Genomic DNA, 22,377 nt, shown 5'->3' with positions numbered 1-22,377 from the left:
ATTGATTATTTTTTCAACAACATCCTTTTTAACTCATTTAACTTCATCAAAGCTTCCACCGGAGTCAACGTATTGATATCTAAATTCAGGATATCTTCTCTGATTTCTTCTAACAAAGGATCGTCCATACTGAAAATATTCAGTTGCATTTCATCTTTTGCAGATTTAATAGTATTTAACGCATCACTAGAATGATTCTTCTCCAATTTTTTCAAAAGCTTCTGGGCTTTCTGTATTACCATTTGCGGCATTCCCGCCATTTTAGCTACGTGAATTCCAAAACTGTGCGCACTACCGCCTTTAACCAGTTTTCTAATAAAAAGCACCGTGTCTTTTAATTCTTTTACAGACACATTGTAATTCTGAATTCGCGGCAACAGCTCACTCATTTCATTTAACTCGTGATAATGCGTAGCAAAAAGCGTTTTAGCGCGAGCAGGATTTTCGTGTAAAAACTCAGCAATCGCCCAAGCAATTGAAATACCGTCATAAGTACTGGTTCCGCGACCGATTTCATCCAACAACACCAAACTTCTGTCGGAGATATTATTTAAGATAGAAGCCGTTTCATTCATTTCCACCATAAAAGTCGACTCGCCCATCGAAATATTATCGCTGGCACCAACTCTGGTGAAAATTTTATCCACTACGCCCATTCTCACTTTTTCTGCCGGGACAAAACTTCCCATTTGCGCCAACAGCACAATTAAGGCGGTTTGTCTTAGTATAGCCGATTTCCCCGACATATTCGGCCCGGTAATCATGATGAGTTGTTGGGTTTCTCTATCCAAGTAAACATCATTAGCCACATAAGGAACACCAACCGGCAGCTGCTTTTCAATCACCGGATGTCGACCATTAGTTATTTCCAACTCGTAACTATCATCAATTATAGGACAAACGTAGTCGTTTTCAATAGCCAATTGCGCAAAGGAAGTCAAACAATCCAATTGCGCAACCAAATTAGCATTCAACTGCACTTGTTTGATATAAGTGCCAATCCAAATGACCAATTGTTCAAACAAATGGCTTTCAATTTGGTGGATTTTTTCTTCGGCACCGAGAATTTTGGTTTCGTATTCTTTTAATTCTTCGGTTATATATCTTTCGGCATTGACTAAAGTTTGTTTTCGTATCCACTCTGCAGGCACCTTGTCTTTGTGCGTATTTCGAACTTCAATGTAGTAACCAAAGACATTGTTGAACGATATTTTAAGCGATGAAATACCGGTTCTTTCCGATTCTCTGGCCTCAATACCTTCCAGGTATTCTTTACCCGAAAAGGCAATGCTTCTCAACTCATCCAACTCAGGATGAACACCCGCCGAAATAGCATTTCCTTTGGCAATAGACACAGGTGCATCTTGGTTCAAAGTTGATTTTATCTTCTCGCGCAATAAATCGCAGGCATGCAAATTATCACCAATAACGCGAACCGCTTCTTGCTTACTTTCTAACGCAATGGTTTTTATCGGAATGATGGCATCTAACGATTCTTTTAAATAAATGACTTCACGAGGCGAAATTTTTCCGGTAGCTACTTTGGAAATCAAGCGCTCTAAATCGGAAATTTGTTTGATTTGGTATTGGATCTTTTGAAGGATTTCCTGATTTTCTGTAAGATACGAAACCACTTCATGGCGGCCTTTTATCTTGTTGACCTCTTTTAAAGGCAACGCCAACCAACGTTTCAACAATCGCGAACCCATTGGCGAAAGCGTTCTATCAATCACATCCAAAAGCGTGACTGCATTTTGCGAATGACTGTGGTACAACTCTAAATTCCGAATGGTAAAACGATCCATCCAAACATAAGCGTCTTCAGCTATGCGTTGAATGTTAGTGATATGTTGGATTTTATTGTGCTGGGTTTCGGATAAATAATAAAGAATAGCGCCGGAAGCAATGATGCCGTCCTGCAATTCTTCAACCCCGAAACCTTTTAAAGAATTGGTTTGAAAATGATTTTGTAACGTTTCGACGGCATAGTCTTGTTTATACACCCAATCTTCCAAATAAAAGACATTATAATCTTCTCCGAAAGCCGTTTTAAATTGGGCTTTGGTATTTTTCTGAATCAGAATCTCGCTCGGGCTAAAATTCTGCAGTAGCTTATCAATATACTCTTCATTGCCTTGTGCCGTTAAAAACTCGCCGGTAGAAACATCCAAAAAAGCGACACCTAACTGGCGTTTGCTAAAATAGACAGAAGCCAAGAAGTTGTTGGATTTGGCTTGCAAAACCTCATCGTTCATCGCTACTCCGGGAGTTACCAATTCGGTCACACCTCGTTTTACTATCGTTTTAGTCATTTTCGGATCTTCGAGCTGGTCGCAAATCGCCACACGAAGACCGGCTTTTACCAATTTAGGCAAATACGTATTTAGAGAATGATGCGGAAATCCGGCCAAAGCAGTTTCGCTGTCAGATCCTGCGCCTCTTTTGGTTAAAACAATCCCCAAAATTTTAGACGCCCGAATCGCATCTTCACCAAAAGTCTCATAAAAATCGCCTACTCTGAATAACAAACAGGCATCGGGATACTTTACTTTGATCTCGTTGTACTGCTTCATCAAAGGAGTTTCTTTGACTTTACTTTCTTTAGATTTGCTTTCCTTGGCTGACAATGTAATTTGGTTTTAAATAAATAAGATAGCGAATTTAAAAATTTAGAGCGAATAGCCGGCTAAAAAAATTAATTTAATATTAAGGCAAAAAAAAAGACAGGGGTTCAAATTTTAAATAGATTTGCTTCAGAAACTTAAAAACATAATAAGATGAAAAAAATAATTTTACTTGCTGCCTTAGTAGCTTTTGGTGTTACCTCTGCCAATGCTCAAGCCAAAAAAGCAGCTGCAAAACCGGCAGCTAAAACAGAAACTCCAAAAGTGGACGGACCTGGAATGTTATTTGAAAACGAAACAATCGATTACGGTACCATTCCTGCCAATTCTGACGGAAAAAGAGAATTCGTATTCGTAAATAACGGTACTAAGCCTCTTATTATCGAAAGCACTCAAGGATCTTGTGGTTGTACTGTACCTTCAAAACCGGACAAAGCAATCCAACCGGGAGAAAGAGGTGTAATTGGAGTAAAATATGATACTTCAAGAGCCGGACAACCTTTTACTAAAACTGTAACTGTAAAATCAAACGCAGTAGGTCAAGAAACTAAAGTTTTGACTATCAAAGGAAATGTATTACCAGCTGAACCAAAAGTTGAGCCTACAAAAAGTTAATTGTACTTAATTATAAATTCGAAAGAGTCCCGATCAGTCGGGACTTTTTTTTTGAATATCTTTGCCGTCCGTGACCTAAAGTCGAATATTTAAATCAGAAAAAATGCGAAAACTCGAAAATAAAGAATTAGAACGCAAATCGGTTACCGACTTTAAGCAAGCCGAAAAAACACCAATCATCATTATATTAGATGATATCCGTAGTTTGCACAATATTGGCTCTGTATTCCGAACAGCTGATGCTTTTTTGATTGAAAAAATTTTCTTATGTGGTATTACGGCAACGCCGCCTCATAAAGAAATCCACAAAACAGCTTTAGGAGCTACAGAAACAGTAGCTTGGGAATACCAAAAAAACGTTACGGAAGTGATTGCGCAATTAAAAAAAGAGCAAGTAAAAGTTTTTGCCGTTGAGCAAGTAGAAAAGGCTGTTTTTTTGCAAGATTTCAAAGTTGAAAAGGAAACAAACTACGCCTTAGTCTTTGGCAATGAAGTTTATGGGGTTTCTCAGGAAGCTATTGCCCTTTGTGACGGCGCTATCGAGATTCCGCAATTAGGAACAAAACATTCACTCAACATTTCTGTTAGTACCGGAATTGTGGTTTGGGATTTATTTCAAAAGTTAAGCTATTAACATCCTTTTAAGAAAATTTTATACTTCAGCTTATAGTCTTTTCTTTACTTTTATAAAATGAAAAAGAGCATCTTTCTATTTTGGATAATTTCACTTTGCCTCTCAAATCACGGCTACTCAGCTCGTGTAAGCACTGCTCTATTTCAACCCATAACTAATGTCGCCCCGACACTCATAGCTACCGGAAACCAGATTTACTGTCCGGGAACCTCCATGAAAATTGTGACCAATATGACCATCACAGATCCCGATGACACCGGTATAGATGCGATTTACATCCAAATTTCCTCTGGATATGACCTTGGCGCAGACTTACTAACCTTAACGGGCACACACCCTAACATCACAACTTTATGGAATCCCACAACCGGAACACTTACACTAAGTGGCGTTAGCGGACAACCTACTTACATAGAACTGATTGCTGCCATCAAAGACGTAGAGTTCTCATCAAGCGCAGCCAATCCCTCGGGAATTAGAAATTTTTCCATTTCTGTCGGACAAGCCAATTACCTTCCGTCTAACGGACACTATTATTTGTACATCCCTAACATCGGTATTACATGGTCGGCAGCCAAAATAGCAGCACAAAACAGTACTTATTACGGACTACAAGGCTATTTAGCAACGATAACTTCGGCAGAAGAAGCACAAATTGCCGGAGAACAAACTACCGGTGCCGGTTGGATTGGCGGCAGTGACGAACAAACTGAAGGCATTTGGCGTTGGATGACAGGCCCGGAAAACGGGACTGTTTTTTGGAACGGTAATTTTACCGGTTTTACCCCAAACTATGCTTTTTGGAATACCGGTGAACCTAATAGTTCGGGCGATGAAGATTATGCTCACGTAACGGCTCTAGGTGTTGGTATACCCGGCTCTTGGAACGATTTATCCAATACCGGCTCTTCCAGCGGAGATTACCAACCTAAAGGTTATATTGTAGAATATGGCGGCATGCCGGGCGACCCTGTTTTAAACATTGCTACCAGCACAACGATTACCATCGCGTCTATTACCTCTACAGCAACAGCCACTCGTTGCGGTAACGGAACTGTATCTTTACAAGCTACTTCAAACACCGGAACAGTACATTGGTATGACGCTCCTACCGGGGGGAATTTTTTAGGAAGCGGCAACTCATTTACAACGCCAACAATAAGTGCAACTACCCTATTTTACGCAACTGCTTTTTTAAGTGGCTGTACTACAAACACTGGAACTGCGGTTACGGTATCCGTAATTCCAAAACCACAATTAACCTATACTTCACCTTATGCAATGTGCGAAGAAAGCTTTGAAGTGATTGAAGTACAAACCTCAGCCGGCATCTTGTTCTGGTACGACAGTCAAACCAGCACAACGCCCATTTTTTTGGGCACCAACTTTTTAATTCCCAACATCAATCAAGACACTACTTATTATGCTCAAGCTGATTTTAACGGTTGTTTGTCAGACAGAGTTGCAGTTGTTGTTGATGTTTATCCTAACCCGATTTTAGCTGATGAAACTATTGCACTTTGCGAAGGCGACACCATACTTTTAGACGCTGGAAATCCCGGCATGACATACTTATGGTCAAATGGTGCTACAACCCAAAGCATCATGTCTGACGGGCAAACGAATTACTCCGTAACCGTTACAACGCCCGCTCCGGAAAGCTGTTCGAAAACCAAAAACTTCAGCTTGGCTTATAACCCTGATCCTGTAATTTCATCTGTAACCACCAACGATTTGGCAGTTACCATTAATACCGTTCAAAACGGGAATTTTTTGTATTCTTTAGACGGAGTCAACTATCAAAACTCAAATTCCTTTACCGTAACCGAAGGCGGATTGTATATGGCTTATGTTAAAGAACCTAACCAATGTGGTGAAGACCAAAAACCTTTTGTGGTGATTTCTATTCCGGCTTTTTTTACGCCAAATAACGACGGGATAAACGACCGCTGGTACATTAAAGGCATGTCCTATTTTAACAATGCTCAAGTCACCATTTTTGATCGTTTTGGGAAGTTAATTACGGTCTTAAATAGTTCCAATCCTTCATGGGACGGCACTTATAACGGACAACTCTTACCTTCAACAGATTATTGGTTTGTGGCTAAAATTGAAGGAATGATGCCCGAAACCAAAGGCCATTTTGCTATGAAACGCTAACTATTGTATCTTATTTCGAATTTCTTCCAACACAAACACGTAGTCTTCCTGATTGTTTAAGAAATCGCGATTGGTCACGTCTATAATCAAGACATTGAGGTTTTTTTGCGATTTGATGTAATCCAAATAGCCATTATTGATTTTTTCCAAATATTCGGCCGGAATTTCCTGCTCGTAACTTCTGCCTCTGGTTTTGATATTCGCTAAAAGACGTTCCGTACTTTGGTATAAGTAGATATACAAATCAGGCTTCGGCATTTCTTTGTAGATGATGTCAAACATCGTTTTGTACAAACGAAATTCATCTTCCGCCAAAGTCACTTTCGCAAAAATCAAGGATTTGAAAATATGATAATCGGCTACTATAAAATCCTTAAACAAATCGAATTGCGCTAAATCATCAGAAATTTGTTGGTACCTATCGGCCAAAAAAGACATTTCCAGCGGAAAAGCATAGCGACTCTGATCTTCGTAAAACTTTGGCAAAAACGGATTATCGGCAAAGCGTTCTAATACGGTTTTCGCGTTAAAATCTTCCGCTAATTTATTTGTCAAGGTAGTTTTCCCGGCACCGATATTACCTTCAATGGCGATATAATTAAAATGGTCTAACTTGATTTTGGCTATCGGGATTTCCAAATTTTGCAACACTTTACAATTGCTTTTGTCTTCGGACAATACTAACAATTCATGCAAATATTTTTGTAAAATCGGATGACGCCAATCCAAGTTTAAATCGCGCATCGGCAACAATACAAACAAACGATTTTGCATTTGCGGATGTGGTACTTGCAATTTTTCGGAAGCGATAATTTCTTCATCGTAAGCAATCACATCAATGTCAATCATTCGGGCTTGGTAACCGGCTAAATCTTCTCGAACTCTGCCCAAAGCTTCTTCCAACAATAGCACTTCTTCCAAAATCTGATGGGCCGATTTGTGCGTATTCATCACCACGGCACAATTGTAAAACGGCTCGCTTTCAAATCCCCAAGAAGGTGTTTCATAAAGCTTGGAAACCTTAATAATAGTGCCGATTTCTTTGTGCAAACAATCGATGCAATTCTCTATATTTTCGAGACGATTGCCTTGGTTGGTTCCTAAAGATAAAATGACTTGATGCTGCTTATTCATAGAAGCACAAATTAACTAAAACTATTTCAGACTATCGGCAAAAACTACCCGACTGTTAATAACATTTTCTCAACAATTTAAATACTTGGAAATCATAAAACTTCTATAAATAGTAACTGCTTTGTGCGAAAAAGGCATTATTTTTGTTTGGTCAATGCGTATCTAAATCTGTCCTATCATGTTAAAGAAAATCCTTAAAATTGTCGGTGTTATTTTGTTGCTTTTAGTGGTTTCCGCTTTTGCAATTCCGTATTTCTTTAAAGACCAAATTAAGGCTAAAATCGAAAAAGCCATCAATGAGAAAGTCGATGCCAAAGTGACTTTTGCCGATGCCGATTTGAGTTTGTTTAAAAACTTTCCGAACGCCAGCGTGACTATTGAAAAATTATCCATCGTAAACAAAGCACCGTTTGAAGGTGATACTTTAGTCGCTTTTGACGAATTGCATTTGAAAATGGCAATCGGACAATTGTTCAACAGCGAAAATGAACCGATGCAAATTGACGGCATCGATTCGAAAAACGGACTAATCAACATCATCTTCAACAAAGACGGCGTTGGTAATTTTGATATCGCTTTAAAAGAAGAAAAACAAGCAAGCGAGAGTAAAAGCAAACCACTTTCCCTAAAAATTAAAGAATATTCGATTGAGAATTTCCAATTCAGATACTACGACGAACGTTCGAAAATCAAAATGGTTTTAGACAGCATCAACCATGAAGGAACGGGCGATTTTGCGGCTTCCAAACTCGATTTGACGACCAAAACCACCACCAAAGTATCGCTGGACATGGACAAGGTGAATTATATGAAAAACGTTGCCATTTCATTGGATGCGATTTTGGGTATCGATTTAGACCAAAGTAAATATACTTTCAAGAAAAACGAAGCCAAAATCAACGAATTACCGCTGAAGTTTGATGGGTTTATCCAATTAGCGGATGACGGTCAAGTGTATGATTTGACGTTTCAAACGCCAACTTCCTCGTTTAAAAATTTCTTGGGCTTGATTCCGGCGCAATATGCGGCCAATTTGAAAGACGTTACTACTAACGGAGATTTCACCGTAACCGGTTTTGCCAAAGGAAAATTAACCGATACTACTGTACCTAAATTCAACATTGATATTGCTTCTAACAATGCTTCCTTTCAATATGCGAATATGCCGAAATCGGTTAGAAATATTGTTATCGACACCAAAATCATCAATGAAACCGGAGTGATGAACGATACTTATGTCAATTTGGATAAATTGTCTTTTCAAATTGATCAAGATGTGTTTAATGCCAAAGCCAATATTAAAAACATAGCCGAAAATGCCTTGGTCAATGCCGAACTCAAAGGCACTATCAACTTGGCGAATGTAACCAAAGCTTATCCGGTAAAATTAGACAAACCGTTGACCGGAGTATTGAAAGCCGATGTGAAAACGGAATTCGACATGCAATCGGTAGAGAAAAGCGATTATGCCCGTATCAAAAATGCAGGAACCATCGACTTAACCGGATTTAATTACACCGACGAAAACGGCAAAACCATGAAAATCAGTCGCGCTTTAGTGTCATTTGATCCGAGTCGTGTAAACCTAAAACAGTTCAATGCCGTAACCGGAAAAACCGATTTAGCGGTAAATGGGGTGTTGGAAAACTTCTACGGCTTTGTGTTTAAAAACCAAGAGTTGAAAGGCAACTTCAACTTACAATCCAATCAGTTAGCGGTCAACGATTTTATGACTACAGAAGCCGATACCAAAAAAGATACGAAAGCCGCTGAACCGATGAAAATCCCGGCCTTCCTGAATTGCTCTTTGACCGCCAAAGCCAATACGGTTTTATACGACAATTTGGTATTGAAAAATGTTTCGGGTAAGGTGATTATAAAAGACCAAAAAGTGACTTTGGAAAATGGAAAAACGGATATTTTCGGTGGTTCAATTGCGTTTAACGGCGATGTTTCCACCAAAGAAAAAACACCAAAATTCAACATGGATTTGGGATTGAACAATGTCGACATCATGCAAACGTTCACGCAATTAGAAATGATGAAAAAAATTGCGCCGATTGCCGGCGTAATCAATGGAAAATTAAACTCTAAAATCAAATTGTCCGGAAACTTGAACGCGACCGAAATGACCCCGGATTTGAACAGTTTATCGGGTGATTTGTTGGGACAATTGCTTTCGACTACCGTGAATTCGAGTAATTCAACTTTGCTGACGGCTTTGGATGACAAGCTGAATTTTGTGGATTTGAAAAAACTCAACCTCAACGATTTGAAAGCCGCTATAACTTTTAAAGACGGAAAAGTCAATGTAAAACCATTCGACATCAAATACCAAGACATCAAGGTAACGGTTGGCGGAACACATGGTTTTGACCAAAACATGAACTACAATTTGAAGTTGGATGTTCCGGCGAAATATTTGGGTACAGAAGCCAACAATTTATTAGCTAAACTGTCTCCGGCCGATGCTAAAAAAGTAGAAAATGTACCTATTAATGCGAGTTTGGGCGGTAATTTTAAAAACCCGAAAATCACTACCGATGTGAAGCAAGCTACAACCACTTTGGTCAACAACTTGGTCAAACAACAAAAAGACAAAATTACTTCGGGTGTGAAAGAAGGAGTGAATTCGATTATTGCTAACGCTACCAAACCAAAAAACGACACTACCAAAACGGACGTGAAAACGGATGTAAAAACAAAAGCCAATAACCTGCTGAACGGTTTGTTGAACAAAAAGAAAAAAGAAGCGCCGAAAACAACTGAATAGCTATTTGAGATTAACGATTTGAGATTTAAGAATTTTAATGCTGCAATCCTAAATCGTTAATCATCATTCTAAAATCAATTATATCGATATCTTGACCACATAACCTTCAAAAGTCCGAACGTTAAAAACCGTTCCGTCTTCAAACAGTAAGTACTGACCTTTAACGCCGGTGAGTTTTCCGGAGAAGTTGGGCGACTTGTCTAAATTTAAGCTATTCACTTTGGTTGGATATTGTAAAACCGGATATTGCAATTCGTATAAATCTTCTTTCGTAGAAAAGAAATATTCTTGCACTTCGGTTGGAATAAGGTTTTCTAATTTTAGGCGTTCGGCGACCAAATCTACCGAAGGCACATCATTTTTGAGCATCTTTTGCCAATTGGTTTTATCGGCATAATGGTTTTTGAGGGCAACTTCGGTAATACCGGCTAAATAACGATTCGGAACCTCAACAATCGGAATGGCTTGTACAGCGCCTTGGTCTATCCAACGGGTTGGTACCTGGGTTTTGCGGGTTACGCCGACCTTTACTTCACTCGACAAAGCCAAATATACGATATGCGGTTGCAATTGAACTCTTTTTTCGTATTCCAAATCGCGGTCTTCGATGTCTAAGTGTGCAGTGCTCAATTCGGGTTTCATAATCCAATCGCCTGCAGCAGCAGAACTCATGAAGCAATCGTAACAGAATCCATGGCGGAAAATCTTTTTCTTTTTACCACAATTTAAACATTGATAACCTTGAAAAGAAATCTCCAGCGATTTGTCTAACAACTGATTCAAACTTAAAAAACTGTTCTCAAATACCAAATAGTATTGGATTGGGTTTGAAAATTCGGTTTGCATTTTGGTTAAAACCCCTTCGTATGTCATTATTATTTAGGAATTAGCCCTTCGACTGCGCTCAGGGTGACAGTATTTGATTATAAAAAATAACTTTAGGAATTATTTCCTATTTTAGCGTAAAGTTATCAATCCTAAATCGCAATTCCTAAATCCTAATTCAAAATGCCGTTTCCCATCATTAATTCTATCGCCTCTTGGGTTTTGAAGCAGCGCATTCATCAGATTGAGTTGTTTTTAAAATACCCTAATGAAGTTCAGAATGAGTTGCTGATGAATTTAATCCGCACCTGCGACGAAACGGTAATGGGAAAAAAATACGATTTCGAAAGCATCAAATCCTATGAAACTTTTGCCGAACGCATTCCGGTTTCTTCCTATGAAGACTTAGAACCGATGATTGAAGAAACGCGCAAAGGCTATCAAAATGTTTTTTGGAATACACCAATTAAGTGGTTTGCCAAATCGAGCGGCACCACCAATGCCAAGAGCAAATTCATCCCGGTAAGTAACGAAGCTTTAGAAGATTGTCATTACAAAGCCAGTAAGGACTTGTTGTGCATGTATTTGAACAACAACGAAAATTCGGAAATGTTTTTAGGGAAAAGTTTACGTCTCGGCGGCAGTTCACAGATTTATGAAAACAACAATACGTTCTTCGGTGATTTATCGGCCATTCTAATCGAAAACATGCCAATGTGGGCTGAATTCAGCAGTACACCCAGCAATAAAGTCTCTTTGATGAGCGAATGGGAAAGCAAACTGACCGCCATTATCAACGAAACCAAAAACGAAAACGTAACCAGTTTTGCCGGTGTTCCTTCTTGGATGCTGGTCTTGCTGAACCGAATATTAACCGAAACAGGTAAAGACAATTTATTCGACTTGTGGCCGAATTTGGAAGTGTATTTTCACGGAGGCGTGAGTTTTGAACCCTATCGCGAACAGTACAAAAAAATATTGCCGAAAGCCGATTTCAAATACTATGAAATCTACAATGCTTCCGAAGGTTTCTTTGCTATTCAAGATTTGAATTACTCCAATGATTTGTTGTTGATGTTGGATTACGGCATCTTCTACGAATTTATCCCGATGGACACTTTTGGCACACCGAATCAAAAAATTATCCGTTTGGCTGATGTGGAATTGTTTAAAAATTACGCCATGGTCATCACTACCAATGCCGGTTTGTGGCGATATATGATAGGCGATACCGTGCGATTTACGTCTTTGAATCCATATCGCATTCGGGTTTCCGGCAGAACCAAACACCATATCAATGTTTTTGGCGAAGAGCTGATGGTGGAAAATACCGATACTGCAATTGCCAAAACTTGCTCGGTACTAAACTGTGAAGTAATTGATTATACTGTAGCTCCGATTTTCATGCAAGACAAAGAAAAAGGCGCACATGAATGGATGATAGAATTCAAAAAACATCCGGAAAACATGGCGGTCTTCCAAAAAACCTTAGACGAAAACATTCAGTCTGTTAACTCCGATTACGAAGCCAAACGCTACAACAACATGACGTTGAACGAGCTCAAAATCAACGTAGCACGTGAAAATTTATTCTATGATTGGCTCAAAGAAAACAACAAACTCGGCGGTCAACACAAAATTCCGAGATTGTCCAACCAACGCGATTACCTGGAACAATTGAAAGCCATGCAGCAAGGTATAAATTCCAAATTTTAAAAATTTCAAATCTCAGATTCTAAATTTCAGATGAAAAAAATAGTTGCTTTACTCCTGCTTTCTGGCTTTATAACTTCTTGTGGTCCAAAAAGATTGGGCTGCGGTCCGGGACGCTGTGAGGTAGAAAATCCGACACTAAAAACAAAGCCTTTAAAAAATATTTGCTAAAAATTTCACCATTGCTGTAACATTTGGATGTGTTGAAAGTCTTACAAGACAATCATCAATCAATCAACATCCATGAAATCATTAAGTATTGCCTTGTGCTTACTGGCTAGTGCCTTTACTTTCGCGCAAGAAACGCCCAAAACCGAAGACAAAAAACCTTCAGAAAATCCCAACGAACTCAAAGAGGTTACCCTTTACGGTAACAAGAAACAGTACCTAAAGGTCGAATCCGACAAAACTACGATTAGTGTTCGTGAAAATCCTATGCTCAACAGCGGCAGCAGTTTAGAAGCCGTAAAGAAAATTCCCGGCGTTATTACATCACCAACGGGAAGTATCACTTTAAACAGTCGTGGTGTAACCATTTATATCGATGGTGCGCCGAGTACGTTAAGCGGCAACGACCTGCAAAACTACTTGTCAACTTTACCGGCCAATGCCATTGAGAAAGTAGAATTAATTTACAATCCGGGCGCTTCCTTTGATGCCGATGCCAGCGGTTCGATTATCAATATCGTAACCAGTACCAAGCGCAAAAAAGGGTTGAATGCCAGTGTAAACATGAATTACAACTTCAATCAATACCAAAAACCGAGTCCGCAAATATTGCTTAATGGTAAAGTAAAAGAGCTGAGTTGGCAAACCATGATAGGCTACAATTATATCGACAGCGAAAACAACAGTAGCAACGACCAAATCTTCACCTCTTTTTCCCCAAATGAAAGATTATTCCAAAAGAATTTCGCGCAGTTTACCAACCGAAATTTCTATTGGAGAACTGGAACCAACTACAAACTGAACGAAAAATCAAACTTGTTGTTCAACTACAACTTGAATTTGGGCAACGACCGAATTACAGGAGATGCGAGCACAGTCGGTACCGGGATTGATTTCACTAACAACAGTTTGTCGAAAATAAAAAACAGCAACAACGAGTTGAGTTTGCAGTACAAAACCAAGTTAGACACCATTGGCAGAACGCTGGACATTATTGCTTACAGTAACTTTTTCAACCGAAATCCGAACACGGTTTCTAATGGACAAAACAATGGAACATCTACTTTTTACAATGGAAAAATCGATTTCAACTTGACCAACCATTACTTAAAATACGACTTCGCCATTCCTTTTAAAAAGCTGGATCTATCTATAAACACCGGTGGAAAATACAACTATATCAAAGTAAACGACAAAGGAATTTACAACTTGAATTCGCCAACAAACAGTGTTATCGATTTTGATTATACCGAAACCAATTTGGCCTTTTACGTGGAAGCCCGTAAAAAAATCAAGAAGTTAAGTTTGACTGCCGGATTGCGTTTTGAAGATTATAAAGTCGACCGATTGGCCATTCAAGACGGTACAGAAACCGAAGTTGATTTTACCAACTCCAATTTCTTCCCAAATGCGAGCGCTATGTACGAGTTTAGCGAAAACATGAACTTGTCGGCCTCCTACTCTAAGAAAATTTTCCAAGCAGATTACAATGTATTAGACCCGAACAACTTTGCCAACTTCGATCAGTACAACACTTCGCAGGGAAATCCGTTTTTGGATCCGGCGTTTTTTGACAACTTCGAATTGAAATTGACTGCGTTCCAATTTGTGAGTTTGGGTGGAAATTATACCATTGCCCGCGACAGAAACAATTTTATTTTCACCGCTGAACCCGGCGAATTGGTAAGCAACCAAACCTTCCAACAGTTTGACAAAGTAAAAACGATGAGTTTGTTTGCTTCGTTCCCTCTGCCGTTGGATTACTTCTTTAAAAGCAAGGAAGAATTCCAAAAGCGCATGAACAACATGGACAAGATGAATTACATTTTCTTTAATGTGAATTACATCAAAACCACTACGGAAGGCTATGATTTTTCGTTTGAAAATAAACCGATTTGGAACTATTCGGCCCAGGCGCAATTTATCTTGCCTTGGGACATTAAAAATACTATGTCGTATTTCATTTTACCAAAAGGCACATGGGAAATCTACCAAATCACCAAACCGATACAGCAGTTTGACATATCGTTCAACAAAGATTTCCTAAACAAAAAATTAAAAATTGGGTTGCATTGTTTTGATGTCTTCAATAGCAATGAAGTGAATGCTTTGGTTTCTTCCACCAATTTGGAGACCAAGTTTTACCAAAAACAAGATTCCAGAACCTTTAGAATATCGTTGACCTATAATTTTGGTGACTTGTCTTTGAAGAAAGAGAACACCAACATCAACATCGAGAAGACCAACTCGGGTGGAGGATTCCTAAAATAAATTGGTTATAATTAGTAAACGAAAAATCCCTCAGCTGAGGGATTTTTCAATTTAAGAGGCTATTTCTAAACGCTTTAATAAGTTTTTGGTCAGCGCATCGTGCGTATAATCCAAATCGATATGAAGTTGTTTTTCGTCCGAACTTGGTAAGTCGTACATCGCATCGGTTAAAATGGCTTCGCACAACGAACGCAATCCGCGGGCGCCGAGTTTGTACTCTAACGCTTTCTCTACTATATAATCTAAAGCTTCGTCCGTAATGCTGAATTTAACTTCGTCCATGGCGAACAACTTTTCATACTGTTTGATTAATGCATTTTTAGGTTCAGTTAAAATGGCGCGTAAGGTGGCTTTGTCTAACGGATCCATGTGTGTCAACACCGGCAAACGACCAATGATTTCCGGAATCAAACCAAAATCTTTGATGTCTTTCGGGATGATGTATTGGAGCAAATTGTCTTTGTCGATATTATCCGTGTTTTTCGAAGTACTATATCCTACCGCTTGACGGTTCAATCGTTTGGAAATGATACGCTCGATGCCGTCAAACGCACCACCGGCTATGAATAAAATATCTTTGGTATTGACTTCCACGAATTTTTGGTCCGGGTGTTTTCGACCACCTTTTGGCGGTACGTTAACTACAGTGCCTTCTAGTAATTTCAACATCGCTTGTTGTACGCCTTCACCGGAAACATCACGGGTAATGGACGGATTATCGCTCTTGCGGGCAATTTTGTCAATCTCGTCTATAAACACGATACCTCTTTCGGCTTTGGCCACGTCGTAATCGGCGGCTTGTAGCAAACGGGTTAAAATACTTTCCACGTCTTCGCCTACGTAACCGGCTTCGGTTAATACCGTTGCATCTACAATAGCCAACGGAACGTCTAACATGCGCGCGATGGTTTTCGCCACCAAAGTTTTTCCGGTTCCGGTTTGACCTACCATGATGATGTTGGATTTTTCAATTTCCACATCTTCCTCATGTTGGAGTTGCATTAAACGTTTGTAGTGGTTGTATACGGCTACCGACATGACTTTTTTGGTTTGGTCTTGTCCGATCACGTATTGGTCTAAAAATGCTCGGATTTCTTTGGGTTTTTTCAACACCAAATCGGCCGATTGTTTTACTGCATTTCCTTTTAATTCCTCCATCACGATGCCATGTGCTTGTTCGATACAGCGATCGCAGACATGCGCATTAATTCCGGCGATTAATAAATTGGTCTCCGGTTTTTTCCTCCCGCAAAAGGAACATTCTAAAACTTGTTTTGCCATTTTTCTTAGTTGCAAAGTGGCTGAGTAACTGAGTAACTGAGTAACTGAGCCAAAAACTCAGGAACTCAGGAACTCAGGAACTCAGGAACTTTTATTTATCTTCTTAACACTTCATCAATCATTCCGTACTCTTTGGCTTCATCGGCGATCATCCAATAGTCGCGTTCCGAGTCTTTGTACACTTTTTCGAAAGGTTGGCCTGAATGGTGCGAAATGATTTGGTACAATTCGTCTTTCAGTTTCAACATTTCTTTTAAGTTGATTTCCATATCGGAAGCCACGCCTTGTGCACCGCCTGACGGTTGGTGAATCATGACTCTAGAATGCGGTAAGGCTGAACGTTTTCCGGCAGCTCCGGCACACAATAATACCGCGCCCATAGAGGCAGCCATACCGGTACAAATGGTCGCTACATCGGGTTTGATGTACTGCATGGTATCGTAAATGCCGAGTCCGGCATAAACGCTTCCGCCCGGTGAGTTGATGTAAATTTGGATGTCTTTAGACGCGTCAACACTTTCCAAGAACAACAATTGCGCTTGGATGATGTTGGCCATATAATCGTCGACACCCGTTCCCATGAAAATGATTCTGTCCATCATTAAACGCGAAAACACGTCGAGTTGCGAGATGTTTAATTGACGTTCTTCAATAATATAAGGTGTCATGCTTGCTACGATTTTATCGTAATACAGACTGTTTACGCCGTGTTTTTTGGTCGCAAACTTTTTAAATTGCTTCGCCATTTCGAGCGTAGCTCTCGGGTCTTTTCCGTAATCCATTTTGGTTGTAAGTTGTAAGTTATACGTTGTATGTTGATACTGATTCTTGAAGTCAAAGTTTGTGCCTTTTTTAAAAGATGACATTGTGTCGCTTAAGGTTGGAACCCTAGCCCGGATAGCCCCGAAGCTTCGGGGGAAATCCTTTTTATTGTTTAGAAAAAACCCTTCGACTGCGCTCAGGGTGACAACAATAAAAAGATTGCAACGTATAGCCGGATTAGCTTCTAATAAAAAAAGCGCCAAATTACTTTGACGCTCAAATATAGTAAATAATCTTTTAGTGTTTCAACTCGCCGTACATGGCTTTGATGAACTCGTCGTAGTTTACTTCTTTGGTTTTGGCTTTCACCTTGTCTTTGAACAAGTTCAACATTTTTTCGTTCATGACTTGTTCTGACAAACGACGTACTTCGTCTTGGTTTGACATGACGCGCGCCACAATACCTTGTACATCTTCGTCGGTTGGGTTCATTTGACCGAATTGAGCCATTTGTTTTTTGATCAACTCAGTAGTGTAGGCTTTTAAATCGTCGAAAGTGATTTGCAAACCGTTTTCGGTGATAACTTTACCTTCGATCAATTGGTAACGCAAACCGTTTTCAGATTTAGCATATTCTGCTTCTGCTTCTTCGGCAGTTAACGGATTTTCTCCGGCAGATTGGATCCATTTTTTCAAAAACTCGGCCGGTAAATCAAACTTGGTGTTGGCGATTAAGAACTCGGTTACATCGTTTAAGAATTTTTGGTCGGCTTGTTGGGCGAATTGTTTTTCAGCGTCTTCTTTGATTTTAGCTTTTAACTCGTCTACCGAAGTTACCACTTTTGGTCCGAATAATTTATCAAACAACTCTTGGTCTAAAGTAGCCGGTTCGTGCGCAATTACTTCGTCGATAGTGAAGGTTACTTCGATGTCTAAACCGTGAACATCGTCGTGACCCACGGCTAAGTAATCCATTAATTTGTGATCGTCATCGAACAAACCTTTGGTTTTTAAGGTAACCACATCGCCTACTTTTTTACCGATGAACGCTTTTTGCGTTTTTTTGTCGGCGAAAGCGTCGATGGCCAAAGTAGTTCTGTTGTTGATGCCTTTTTCTTCGTTAGCAAAAATACCTGAAACGTCGTCTCCGGCTTCCACTACATCTTTAGCGATTAACTTTCCGTATTGTTTTTGGATACGCGCTACTTGGTCGTTCAACATTTTGTCATCGGCTACGATTTTGTATTGTACCAAGCTGTTTTTAGCGGCTAAATCCACTTTGAATTCCGGTGCTAAACCTAATTCGAATTCGAATTTATAATCTTCTACATCCCAATTGAAATCTTCAGTTACTTTAGGTAGCGGATTCCCTAAGATATCTAACTTTTCTTCAACCAAATAGTTGTTCAAGTTTTCTTGCAACAATTTGTTTACTTCGTCTAACAATACTGCTTTTCCGTATTGTTTTTGGATTAAACTCATAGGCACAGCCCCTTTTCTGAATCCGGGAATGCTAGCATTTTTTCTATAGTCTGCTAATACTTTTTCTACTTTTTCTGCGTAATCCGATTTTGATACTTCTACAGTAACTACAGCATTTAACGCGTCTACATTATTTCTTGTGATGTTCATTTTTTGTGTTTTTACATACTAAAATTGGGTGGCAAAAGTATAACATTTATGCCACCCAACCAAGTTTATTTTATTGATTTTAACGGTCTTATTTTGTGTCGCCGGTGATTTGATAAACCAATGATTGCGAAAGCGATAAGATGATACTGAAAAGCATGGCAGTCCAGAAAGAGTTGACTTCAAAACCATCTACAAATTCGTCGCAAAGGAGAATCATAATGGCATTGATTACAAGTAAAAACAGACCGAGCGTAAAAAAAGTTACCGGCAAGGTAAACAGCACCAATATGGGTTTTACAAAAAAGTTGAGCAATCCCAAGACGATGGCTACGGTTAATGCGGTAGTAAATTCGTCTACGCGAACGCCTTTCATTAAGTAGGCGATGGCCATAACAAGTAAAGACGTGATAAAGATTCTTAATACTAATTTCATAAGTTATTTTAATTTTTAGAAATTCACTTTGACAAAAACCTTGCCGTTTCTTCAAAAAACAACTTTGGGTTTTCGGCGTGTAACCAATGGCCGGCGTTGGGAATGGTGACTAGTTTAAAATTAGGAAAATGTTTTTGAATATTAGGCAAATCAGTGTCTAAAATGTATTTAGAATTGCCGCCGCGGATGAAAAGCGTTGGTTTGTCAAAATGATTTTCAGCCGGTAAGGCCTCGCCTATTACTTCAATTTTGGCATTAAAAACTGCGAGGTTGAATCGGAAAGCGAGTTGCCCGGGTTCCTTCCAATACAAGTTTTTCATTAAAAACTGGCGTGTGCCGAAATCGGGTATGTACGGGTACAAGATTTCTTCCACTTGGTTTCTATCGGGTTGCTCAGAAAAATCTACGGCGTTCAACCCGGCCAAAATGTCTTGGTGGTGTGGCGCGTAATATTTGGGACCGATGTCGGCTACAATTAATTTCTCCACCAATTCCGGATGTGTTGTAGCCAAAAGCATCGCCACTTTGCCACCCATGGAGTGCCCAATGACATTGATGTTGGTTAATTGATGTTCCTGACAATAGTCAAATACATCTTTGGCCATCAAGGCATAGCTGAAATCATCGGAGTGAAAACTGCGGCCGTGATTGCGCAAATCCAACAGATGCACTTGAAAACCTTCGGCGGCGTAGAGCGAACTGAAGGACTTCCAATTGTCGGACATGCCGAGAAATCCGTGGATGATGAGTAGCGGTTTTCCTTCGCCTTCTATTCTGGAGTATAACATAATGATTGAAGATTTTTGATTGAAGATTGACGATGGCAGAATGGATTGAATCTTAAATCAGCATTCGTTAATCAACAATCTTACATCATTTTAATTTTTGCAAATACATATTCACCACATTGTCCAAGCCAAGGTACAAAGCTTCGGAAATTAAGGCATGACCGATGGACACTTCCAACAAGCCGGGAATATTTTGTTTGAAGAATTGAATGTTATCCAAACTCAAATCGTGTCCGGCATTGATCCCTAATTCCAATTCGTTGGCCAACTCGGCAGCTTTTACATAAGGCTGGATACCGGCTTTGTTGCCCAAACTGTATTGGTGTGCGAAGTCTTCGGTATACAATTCGATACGGTCGGTTCCGGTTTTTTTGGCACCTTCAATCATTTCCAAAATAGGGTCGACAAAAATGGACGTTCGAATGCCGTTTCTTTTGAATTCGGCTATTACTTCGGTTAAATACTCTTGAAACTTTATCGTATCCCAACCGGCAGAAGACGTAATCGCGCCAATCGCATCGGGCACTAAAGTCACCTGTTCCGGTTTGCATTCGAGTACCAAATCGATAAAATTGTGCTGCGGATTGCCTTCGATATTGAATTCGGTGTACACTATTGGTCGTAAATCACGCGCATCTTGATAGCGAATATGTCTTTCGTCAGGTCGCGGATGTATGGTAATGCCTTGCGCGCCGAACTGTTGAATATCTTTGGCAACTTGCAACAAATCGGGCACATTGCCGCCGCGGGCATTTCGCAAAGTCGCTATTTTATTGATGTTTACGCTTAGTTTTGTCATAGCTGTTTTTGATAAAGCTCATCGTTTAAAAATGTGATTACAAAAATACAAAGTAAAAGCAAGCGCGCATGTCCCAAAATTTGATTATTTTGCAGACGCTAAAGAAAAGAATACATGAGAGTACTTTCGGAATACATCAACAACGATTTCAAACCATTTTTGAGTGGCGAAACCGTAGCGGATATTCAGGATTTTTTTGCCGACAGCACCTATTCCCACTTTCCGGTTTTGGAAGATGGTGTGTATTTGGGTTGTATTTCGGCGGTAGATGCGGAAACTTTTGAAATCCAAAAAAGCGTCGCTGATTACCGTTATGCTTTGGAAGGTTTTTTTGTGAGAACCACTATGATTTGGCTGGATGTGTTGGAGGTTTTTGCCCGAAACAATGCCAATGTGGTTCCGATTTTAGACGAAAACAATAAATATGTCGGCTACTACGAGATCACAGATGTCATTAAGTTTTTAAACGAAACGCCGTTCTTAAAAGAAACCGGCGGCATTATCGTAGTTGAAAAACCTACTGTTGATTATTCGATGAGTCAGATTGCCCAAATTGTAGAGAGCAATAACGGGAAGTTGTTAGGGATTTTTGTCTCTGAAGCCAGCAACGACAAAGTACAAGTTACGGTTAAGATTACTTTGGGCGGCATGAATGAAATCATCCAAACGTTTCGCCGTTACAACTACGAAATCATCTCGGAACACCATGAAGACAATTATTTGAACAACTTAAAAGAGCGTTCGGAGTATTTGGATAAATATTTAAACATGTAATTGAAAGTACGAAGTAAGAAATACGAGGTACAAAGTAAAATCTAGACTCTATGAAAGTTGCTATTTTCGGACAATATTACCAAAACGATACGCGACCTATTATTAAAGACATTTTTGTTTTTTTTAATCGGAATAATGTAGAAATGGTTATTGAGGAAAACTTCCTGAAAATATTGTACGAAGAAAAAATTGTCGAAAAACAATACAAAACATTCTCCTCACACACCGATTTAGACAACAGTTTCGCCATTGTAATCAGTATTGGTGGCGACGGAACTATTTTGCGAGCGGCGACTTATGTTCGAGATTCCGGAATTCCGATTTTAGGCGTAAATGCCGGAAGATTAGGATTCTTGGCCAAGGTTCAAAAAGAAAGCATCGAGTCGTTTTTGCAAATCGTTTTAGAAAAAAAATACAGTATTACCGAGCGCACTTTGCTTTCTATGGAATGTTCGCCGACACTTGCTCAGATGAGTGTTGATTTTGCCATGAATGAAGTGGCCGTAAGCCGAAAAGACACGACCTCGATGATTACCATTGAAACGTTTTTGAACGGCGAATACCTTAACTCTTATTGGGCAGACGGATTAATCATTGCTACACCAACCGGCTCTACGGGCTATTCATTAAGTTGCGGCGGTCCTATTTTAACTCCCGATGTCAAAGCATTAGTAATTACTCCTATCGCACCTCACAACTTGAATGCCAGACCCTTAGTAATTCCCGATGATACAGAAATCACCTTAAAAGTATCCGGTAGAGAAGAACAATATTTGGTTTCTTTGGATTCCAGAATCACCTCTGTGAGCAACAACTCGGTATTAAAAATTAAAAAAACGCCTTTCCGCATCAACATGGTAGAAATCCCGGAAGAGACTTTTTTCAAAACTTTACGCAACAAATTGCTTTGGGGCGAAGACAAGAGAAATTAGAAAAAAATTCTCCTGTTCTATACTACATTTCCAAAAAAATCGTTTTAGAAAAGAACCTT

At 39.5% G+C, this 22,377-nt stretch carries 17 protein-coding genes; 8 read left to right on the top strand and 9 right to left on the bottom strand.

Going from position 1 to position 22,377, the window contains the following annotated elements; all coding sequences use genetic code 11:
- Window positions 1-5: 5 nt before the first annotated feature.
- A complete protein-coding gene (gene mutS / locus SK086_RS04245; RefSeq protein WP_324690442.1) occupies window positions 6-2,573 on the bottom strand; it encodes a DNA mismatch repair protein MutS in 2,568 nt (855 codons plus the stop codon).
- A 204-nt stretch (window positions 2,574-2,777) separates the two neighbouring features.
- On the opposite strand from mutS, the gene SK086_RS04240 reads away from it, so the two are divergent.
- The 3 genes from SK086_RS04240 to SK086_RS04230 all read left to right on the top strand — a co-directional run bounded on the left by SK086_RS04240 (window position 2,778) and on the right by SK086_RS04230 (window position 6,033).
- Window positions 2,778-3,239, top strand: a complete 462-nt coding sequence (locus SK086_RS04240; protein WP_290876345.1) for a DUF1573 domain-containing protein — start codon at window positions 2,778-2,780, stop codon at window positions 3,237-3,239.
- Window positions 3,240-3,342: 103 nt separating this feature from the next.
- On the top strand, window positions 3,343-3,873 hold the full coding sequence (locus tag SK086_RS04235; RefSeq protein ID WP_324690020.1) for an RNA methyltransferase: 531 nt from the start codon (window positions 3,343-3,345) through the stop codon (window positions 3,871-3,873).
- Window positions 3,874-3,930: 57 nt separating this feature from the next.
- Window positions 3,931-6,033: an Ig-like domain-containing protein gene (locus SK086_RS04230; RefSeq protein ID WP_324690018.1), complete on the top strand. Its 2,103-nt coding sequence runs from the start codon at window positions 3,931-3,933 to the stop codon at window positions 6,031-6,033.
- On the opposite strand, the gene folK is transcribed toward SK086_RS04230, so the two are convergent.
- The gene (gene folK / locus SK086_RS04225; protein WP_290876339.1) at window positions 6,034-7,167 is read right to left on the bottom strand and encodes a 2-amino-4-hydroxy-6-hydroxymethyldihydropteridine diphosphokinase; all 1,134 of its coding nucleotides are present in this window, start codon (window positions 7,165-7,167) and stop codon (window positions 6,034-6,036) included.
- Window positions 7,168-7,345: 178 nt separating this feature from the next.
- Between folK and SK086_RS04220 the strand changes: the two genes are divergently transcribed.
- Window positions 7,346-9,940 carry an AsmA-like C-terminal region-containing protein gene (locus SK086_RS04220; RefSeq protein ID WP_324690016.1) on the top strand — a complete coding sequence of 865 codons (2,595 nt, stop codon included), beginning with the start codon at window positions 7,346-7,348 and terminating at the stop codon, window positions 9,938-9,940.
- A gap of 78 nt (window positions 9,941-10,018) precedes the next feature.
- On the opposite strand, the gene SK086_RS04215 is transcribed toward SK086_RS04220, so the two are convergent.
- Window positions 10,019-10,813: a DUF2797 domain-containing protein gene (locus SK086_RS04215; RefSeq protein WP_324690014.1), complete on the bottom strand. Its 795-nt coding sequence runs from the start codon at window positions 10,811-10,813 to the stop codon at window positions 10,019-10,021.
- 135 nt (window positions 10,814-10,948) lie between these two features.
- Between SK086_RS04215 and SK086_RS04210 the strand changes: the two genes are divergently transcribed.
- Window positions 10,949-12,481, top strand: a complete 1,533-nt coding sequence (locus SK086_RS04210) for a GH3 auxin-responsive promoter family protein (protein WP_324690012.1) — start codon at window positions 10,949-10,951, stop codon at window positions 12,479-12,481.
- Window positions 12,482-12,721: 240 nt separating this feature from the next.
- Window positions 12,722-14,917: a TonB-dependent receptor domain-containing protein gene (locus tag SK086_RS04205; RefSeq protein WP_324690010.1), complete on the top strand. Its 2,196-nt coding sequence runs from the start codon at window positions 12,722-12,724 to the stop codon at window positions 14,915-14,917.
- Window positions 14,918-14,968: 51 nt separating this feature from the next.
- Here SK086_RS04205 and clpX read toward each other — a convergent pair whose 3' ends face one another.
- The 6 genes from clpX to SK086_RS04175 form a co-directional block, all read right to left on the bottom strand.
- The gene (gene clpX, locus SK086_RS04200; RefSeq protein WP_290876795.1) at window positions 14,969-16,198 is read right to left on the bottom strand and encodes an ATP-dependent Clp protease ATP-binding subunit ClpX; all 1,230 of its coding nucleotides are present in this window, start codon (window positions 16,196-16,198) and stop codon (window positions 14,969-14,971) included.
- Between the two features lie 95 nt (window positions 16,199-16,293).
- Window positions 16,294-16,980 (bottom strand): ATP-dependent Clp endopeptidase proteolytic subunit ClpP, encoded by a 687-nt coding sequence (gene clpP / locus SK086_RS04195; protein ID WP_290876801.1) that lies wholly within the window; start codon window positions 16,978-16,980, stop codon window positions 16,294-16,296.
- 277 nt (window positions 16,981-17,257) lie between these two features.
- Window positions 17,258-18,592: a trigger factor gene (gene tig, locus SK086_RS04190; RefSeq protein WP_324690007.1), complete on the bottom strand. Its 1,335-nt coding sequence runs from the start codon at window positions 18,590-18,592 to the stop codon at window positions 17,258-17,260.
- 88 nt (window positions 18,593-18,680) lie between these two features.
- The gene (locus SK086_RS04185; protein ID WP_324690005.1) at window positions 18,681-19,025 is read right to left on the bottom strand and encodes a phage holin family protein; all 345 of its coding nucleotides are present in this window, start codon (window positions 19,023-19,025) and stop codon (window positions 18,681-18,683) included.
- Window positions 19,026-19,048: 23 nt separating this feature from the next.
- Window positions 19,049-19,813 carry an alpha/beta fold hydrolase gene (locus SK086_RS04180; protein ID WP_324690004.1) on the bottom strand — a complete coding sequence of 255 codons (765 nt, stop codon included), beginning with the start codon at window positions 19,811-19,813 and terminating at the stop codon, window positions 19,049-19,051.
- A gap of 85 nt (window positions 19,814-19,898) precedes the next feature.
- Window positions 19,899-20,612 (bottom strand): pyridoxine 5'-phosphate synthase, encoded by a 714-nt coding sequence (locus tag SK086_RS04175; protein WP_290876534.1) that lies wholly within the window; start codon window positions 20,610-20,612, stop codon window positions 19,899-19,901.
- A gap of 114 nt (window positions 20,613-20,726) precedes the next feature.
- Here SK086_RS04175 and SK086_RS04170 point away from each other — a divergent pair, with 114 nt between their 5' ends.
- Window positions 20,727-21,386: a CBS domain-containing protein gene (locus SK086_RS04170; protein ID WP_290876536.1), complete on the top strand. Its 660-nt coding sequence runs from the start codon at window positions 20,727-20,729 to the stop codon at window positions 21,384-21,386.
- Window positions 21,387-21,436: 50 nt separating this feature from the next.
- Window positions 21,437-22,318, top strand: coding sequence for an NAD kinase (locus SK086_RS04165; protein WP_324690001.1), 882 nt, complete (start codon window positions 21,437-21,439; stop codon window positions 22,316-22,318).
- Window positions 22,319-22,377 lie beyond the last annotated feature (59 nt).

The organism is Flavobacterium cheonhonense (assembly GCF_035671315.1).
Lineage (GTDB): Bacteria > Bacteroidota > Bacteroidia > Flavobacteriales > Flavobacteriaceae > Flavobacterium > Flavobacterium cheonhonense.
The sequence above is the reverse complement of the archived record's forward strand: the minus strand, read 5'-3'. Positions and strand labels throughout refer to the sequence as shown.